Annotated in this window: 4 protein-coding genes; all 4 read left to right on the top strand. The window is 68.1% G+C overall.

Annotated features, from left to right (window positions below; translation table 11 throughout):
- Nucleotides 1-60 precede the first annotated feature (60 nt).
- Entirely contained in the window at nt 61-1410 is a 1350-nt protein-coding gene (rsmB, locus tag KBW98_RS23490) for a 16S rRNA (cytosine(967)-C(5))-methyltransferase RsmB (RefSeq protein WP_229429391.1), read from the top strand.
- 101 nt (nt 1411-1511) lie between these two features.
- Nucleotides 1512-2051 (top strand): DUF4390 domain-containing protein, encoded by a 540-nt coding sequence (locus KBW98_RS23485; RefSeq protein WP_229429389.1) that lies wholly within the window; start codon nt 1512-1514, stop codon nt 2049-2051.
- Nucleotides 2041-4353, top strand: coding sequence for an ATP-binding protein (locus KBW98_RS23480; RefSeq protein ID WP_373888999.1), 2313 nt, complete (start codon nt 2041-2043; stop codon nt 4351-4353). The genes KBW98_RS23485 and KBW98_RS23480 overlap by 11 nt, the downstream gene beginning before the upstream one ends.
- A 161-nt stretch (nt 4354-4514) precedes the next feature.
- Nucleotides 4515-4917: response regulator (locus KBW98_RS23475; RefSeq protein ID WP_211522588.1), on the top strand; the 403-nt coding region annotated here is incomplete at its 3' end.

Below are 4917 nucleotides of genomic sequence, written 5' to 3'. Positions count from 1 at the left end.
TCGGGGGCGCCGCGAAAGTAGGCTCCGGGGGCTGCGCGCCCGTAACGCGCGCAGCCGCAGCTGCGCCAGAGCCATGAGGTGAAGGTGGCGCCCCAGCGCGACTTCCGCCCCGAGCTGAAGCCCGATTCGCTGGCCCTGGCCCTGCTGGGCGCGGCCAATGCCGTGGCGCGGGTGCGCGCCGGCGCCGCGCTGCCCCAGGCCTTGAGCGGGGTGTTCGCCGCCTACGACGCGGCGCCGCAGGCGCGCGGCGCGATCCAGGACATCGCCTACCGCACGATGCGCCAGCTGGGCCGCACCGAGGTCCTGCTCGGCCTGATGACCAGCAAGGCGCCGGAACCGGCCATGCTGGGCGGCCTGCTGCAGGCCGCGCTGGCCTTGCTCGACCCGCCGGAAGGCACGGCGCCCCCGTACGAAGCCTTCACCGTGGTCGACCAGGCCGTGACCGCCGCCGCCGCCCATCCGGACTTCGCCCACGCCAAGGCCATGGTCAACGCGGTGCTGCGCCGCTTCCTGCGCGAGCGCGCCGAACTGGTCCAGGAAGCCCTGCGCCAGCCGCTGGCGCGCTGGAACTACCCGCAATGGTGGATCGACGCCACCCGCGCGGCCTACCCGCAGGACTGGGAACGCATCCTCGCCGAGGGCAACGCCCATCCGCCCCTGACCCTGCGCGTCAACCGCAGGAAGACCGGCGTCGATGCCTACCTGCGTACGCTCGAGGAAGCCGGCATCGCCGCCGAACAGGTCGGACCAGCCGCGGTGCGCCTGGCCCAGGCCATCAACGTCAGCCAGATCCCGGGCTTCCACGAGGGCGTGGTCTCGGTCCAGGACGCGGGCGCCCAGCTGGCCGCCTCCCTGCTCGACCTGAAGGACGGCATGCGCGTGCTGGACGCCTGTGCGGCGCCGGGCGGCAAGAGCGGCCATATCCTGGAGACGGCCGACGTCGACCTGACCTCGGTGGATGCCGACCCGGTGCGCCTGGCGCGGGTGGGGGACAACCTGGGCCGCCTCGGCCTGCGGGCGAAGCTGGTCGCGGCCGAGGCCCAGGCCGACGGTTGGTGGGATGGCCAAGCCTTTGACCGTATCCTGGCCGACGTGCCGTGCACGGCCTCCGGTATCGTCCGGCGCCACCCGGACATCCGCTGGCTGCGCCGCAAGTCCGACACACTCCAACTTGCAACACTTTCCTCTGAAATACTCGACAAGCTTTGGCAGATGTTGCTTCCCAATGGTAAATTGTTGTTCGTGACATGTTCGCTCTGGCCCCAGGAATCGGAGGCGCAGGCGGCCGCTTTTGCGGTGCGCCACAATGCCCTTCGGCTTGACGCGCCGGGCCAACTGCTGCCAGCCAGCGGTGCCGGGCAGGATCATGACGGTTTGTTCTACGCCCTGTTCCAGAAGAGCGCGCAGTAACGGTCGACACCATGTTGCGCTCCCCGAACGATACGCTCAATTTTTAAGGCTCCGGCTCACTTGTGACGTTACGATTTTTACGCCTCCTCGCTTGCCAGCTGATGCTGGTCTTCGCGTGCGCGACGGCGCAGGCGGCCGACGGGATCGAGATCACCAAGGCCGCCATCGAAGCCAGCGAAGACGGCTACCGTCTCGACACGGCCTATGCATTCGACCTGAACCACGGACTCAAGGACGCCATCCAGCATGGCGTGCAGCTGCATTTCACCACCGAGATCGAGCTGACCCGGCCGCGCTGGTGGTGGCGCGACGAAAAGGCGGTGTCCGAGCGGCGCACGATCCGCATCTCCTACGATGTATTGACGCGCCAGTACTATGTGCACGTGGTCGGCAGCCAGCAGCTGGGCGGCTTCCAGCAAAGCTTCCAGACCCTGGACGAGGCCATGTTCCTGATCCGGCGCCCGAACCGCTGGCTGATCGCCCCGCGCGGCGCGCTCAAGCGCGGCGAAGTCTATAACGTCTCGCTGCGCATGTTCATGGACCGCGAGTACCTGCAAAAACCCCTGCAGGTCAATGCCTTCAACGATTCCGACTGGCGCCTGGCCTCGAACAAGAAGTCCTTCACCTACCGTGCGGAGTAAATCGGTCAATCAGGCGCTGCGCTACGCGCTCGTCGTCGGCGGCGCGGTCGTCTCCATCCTGCTGTTCCTGCTCGCTTCGGCGTCGGACAACTCGGGCTTCTTCGACCGCTACTATGGCTGGCTGCTCGGGCTGAACGCCGCGATGGCCTTCCTGCTCCTGATCCTGGTGATCGTGGCGCTGGCGCGCCTGTATTCGCGCTACAAGGCCGGCAAGTTCGGCTCGCGGCTGATGGCCAGGCTGGTCCTGCTATTCGCCGGCATCGGCATCCTGCCCGGCCTGGTCATCTTCATGGTCTCGGTGCAGTTCGTGTCGCACTCGATCGAGTCCTGGTTCGACGTCAAGATCGAGGCGGCGCTCGAGTCCGGCCTGAACCTGGGCCATGCCGCCCTCGACGAAGCCCTGGTGGAACTGGGCGCGACCGGCCAGACGGCGGCCGCGGCCCTGGCGGGGCAGAACGACACCATGGCCCAGACCGTCCTGACGCGCCTGCTGGCCGACACCAGCGGCCTGCAAAGCGCCATGCTGGTCGACGCCGAGGGCGACATCGTCTCGATCGCGGCCGAGGAGCGCCGTCCGGACCTGGCGGCCGACGCGCCCAATGCGCAGATGCTCAAGGCCGCCGCGATTCCCGGCGGCTATGCGCGCGCCGAGGGCGGCATCGACCGCGACTTCCGCGAACAGGCCGAAGCGCCGACCGGGTTGGACGCGGCCACCGGCCTGCGCCTGCGGGTGGTGCTGGCGGTGCCCGAACCGCCCGGCGTGGCGCCGCGCTACCTGCAGCTGCTGCAGTCGGTGCCGGTCAACCTGGCGTCCAACGCCGAGGTGCTGAGCACCGCCTATACCGAATACCGGCAACGCTTCGCGGCCCGCACCGGGCTGCGCAAGATGTACATCGAGACCCTGACCTTGACCCTGCTGCTGGCGATCTTCGGCGCCATCGGCAGCGCCTTCCTGATCGCGGGTAACCTGGCCCAGCCGCTGCTGGTGCTGGCCGAGGGCACCCAGGCGGTGGCCGAGGGCGACCTGTCGCCGCGTCCGATCGTCGAGACCAGCGACGAGCTGGGCACCCTGACCCAGTCCTTCAACGCCATGACCGGACAGCTGTTCGAGGCGCGCAGCGCCGTCGAGCGCAACCGCGCCGCGCTGCAAAGCGCCAAGGCCCACCTGGAATCGGTGCTGGGCAACATGTCGGCGGGCGTGATCGTGCTCGACGCCGACGGCACCGTGGTGAACTCGAACGACGCGGCCTACCGCATCCTGCAGGTGGAGCCGGGCGCGCTGGCCGGGCCCCTGAACCGCATCGCCGGCCTGGACCATTTCTCGAACTGCATCACGCGCGCCTTTTCGGCGCAGAACGCGCACACGGCCGCGGGCAGCGGACGCAAGCGCGCCCACTGGCAGCAGCAGATCGAAATCCCGCGCCGTCCGGGCGGCGACGAGCATGACCACGACATCACCCTGCTGGCGCGCGGCTCGCGCCTGCCGGTGGGGGCGGGCAGCGGCTTCATCGTGGTGTTCGACGATATCTCGGACGTGATCTCGGGCCAGCGCTCGGTGGCCTGGGGCGAGGTGGCGCGGCGCCTGGCGCACGAGATCAAGAACCCGCTGACGCCGATCCAGCTGGCGGCCGAGCGCATGCAGATGAAGCTCGAGGGCAGCCTGCCGCCGGCCCAGGCCGAGCTGCTGCGCAAGGGCACCAATACCATCGTCAACCAGGTCGACGCGATGAAGCGGATGGTAGACGATTTCCGCGACTACGCGCGCACGCCGCCGGCGGTGCTGCAGCCGCTCGACCTGAACGACCTGATCGACGAGATCCTGCGCCTCTACCTGGCCGAGGACGGGTCGGACATCATCCATGCCGCGCTGGCGCCGAACCTGCCGCGCGTGATGGGCGACCCGACCCAGATGCGCCAGGTGATCCACAACCTGATCCAGAACGCGCAGGACGCGCTGATCGACCGCGGGACCTGCGATCCGCCGGCGCGCGTCGATGTCACCACCGAAGCCATCCACTACGAAGGCGCGGACGGCTCGGCCGGCACCGCGGTGCGCCTGGCGATCGTCGACAACGGCCCCGGTTTCGCCCCGCGCATCCTGGCGCACGCCTTCGAACCCTATGTCACCACCAAGGTCCGCGGCACCGGCCTGGGGCTGCCGATGGTCAAGAAAATCGTGGATGAGCACGGTGGCCGGATCGACGTCGCCAACCGGACGGACGGATGTGGCGCGGCCATATTCATTTTGCTGCTAAAGTTGGCCCCTGAGATCGGCACCGAGACGAACTTGGCCGAAGTGTAAAAGACGCATAGAATCACGCTAATAACGGGTAGGAGCTCCCGCGTCCAGCAAAGCCTTCAGTGCAGGGCGCATCGCCGAAGGCAGTACTCGAGTACGGCAAGACGATGCAGGCCGCCGTGAAGGGCTTGGCAGGCGCGCTAAAAGATCAGGAAGGCAATAAGATGGCGAACATACTCGTAGTCGATGATGAAATGGGCATCCGGGAGCTCCTGTCGGAGATTCTCGGCGATGAAGGCCATGCCATCACCCTGGCCGAGAATGCGCAGCAGGCGCGCGAAGCGCGCGCGGCCGGCGCGCCGGACCTGGTGCTGCTGGACATCTGGATGCCGGACACCGATGGGGTGACCCTGCTCAAGGAATGGCAGCGCGACGGCCTGCTGACGATGCCGGTCATTATGATGTCCGGCCACGCCACGATCGATACCGCCGTCGAGGCCACCCGCATCGGCGCCCTGAATTTCCTCGAAAAACCGATCGCGCTGCAGAAGCTGCTGAAGGCCGTGCAGCAGGGCTTGTCGCGCGCCCAGGAAGTGGGGCGCGCCCCCCGGGTGGCCAGTGGGTTTT

This window comes from Massilia sp. ST3, from assembly GCF_018119405.1.
Classification (GTDB): Bacteria; Pseudomonadota; Gammaproteobacteria; order Burkholderiales; family Burkholderiaceae_D; genus Telluria.
This window is presented reverse-complemented; position numbering and strand designations above follow the sequence as displayed.